Origin of the sequence: Wenzhouxiangella sp. XN24, from assembly GCF_011064545.1 — a bacterium.
Taxonomy (GTDB): Bacteria; Pseudomonadota; Gammaproteobacteria; order Steroidobacterales; family XN24; genus XN24.
In genome coordinates this window covers 1-425 of record NZ_JAAMFG010000018.1, presented here as the reverse complement: position 1 = coordinate 425, position 425 = coordinate 1, and the positions used below count along the sequence as shown (strand labels likewise).

At 68.0% G+C, this 425-nt stretch carries 1 protein-coding gene; it reads right to left on the bottom strand.

Translation table 11 applies throughout. The features are described from left to right. Positions 1-425: methyl-accepting chemotaxis protein (locus G6032_RS01380; RefSeq protein WP_240901879.1), on the bottom strand; the 425-nt coding region annotated here is incomplete at both ends.

Genomic DNA, 425 nt, shown 5'->3' with positions numbered 1-425 from the left:
TCGGTGACCCGCTTCACGGCGGAGACGATCTCCTCCATGGTGGCGCCGGCCTGCTCGACGAGCTTGGAGCCACCCTCGACGGTGTCGACGGAGTCATTGATCAGCGTCTTGATCTCCTTGGCGGCCGCGGCGGAGCGCTGTGCCAGGGTCCGGACCTCACCGGCGACCACGGCGAAGCCGCGCCCCTGCTCCCCGGCCCGGGCGGCCTCGACGGCGGCATTGAGGGCGAGGATGTTGGTCTGGAAGGCGATGCCGTCGATGACCTGGATGATGTCGGCGATCTTCTTGGAGCTCTCGGTGATCGCTCCCATGGTGACGACGACTTCGCGCACCTTGTCGCCGCCCTTGGTGGCGACGTCCGAAGCCCCGTGGGCGAGCTGGTTGGCTTGGCGGGCGTTGTCGGCGTTCTGCTTGACGGTGGAGGT